Below are 409 nucleotides of genomic sequence, written 5' to 3' on the forward strand. Positions count from 1 at the left end.
CGCTTCACCGTCGCGGCGTCCTGGCAGTTGCCGGGCACGGCGTCATACTCGCCATACATGCCGATCACCGGGCCGTCGCCATTCGTCCAGTGGGCGCAGAAGGCCGTCGGCATGCCGCCGGAGCCTTCCTCGACCGAGAAGCCTTCGCGCTTCAGCCGCTCGACATACCAGGCCGCCGATTGATATTCGCGCCAGGCGGTCTCGCCGAAATCGAAGATGGTGCGCGTCCAGGCCGACAGCAGCGGCTGGATGCCGTCGATGCAGGCAAGCGCGGTTTCCTGCGCTGAACTCGTCACCGGTTTGTCCATGGTGCAAGAAAAGCAGTGAAGCGGCTCATCAAAAAGTGATATGTTTTCCCGGCTCGTGCAAATTCGGTTCACCTGAGGCCTCTTGCGAATACCCTCCACGC

1 pseudogene is annotated in these 409 nt (G+C 62.3%); it reads right to left on the reverse strand.

Annotated elements, in window-relative coordinates:
• Window positions 1–308 (reverse strand): annotated as a pseudogene (locus EOA27_RS40150) (amidohydrolase); the annotation flags it as partial.
• Window positions 309–409 lie beyond the last annotated feature (101 nt).

It is taken from the genome of Mesorhizobium sp. M2A.F.Ca.ET.037.01.1.1 (assembly GCF_003998075.1).
Classification (GTDB): domain Bacteria; phylum Pseudomonadota; class Alphaproteobacteria; order Rhizobiales; family Rhizobiaceae; genus Mesorhizobium.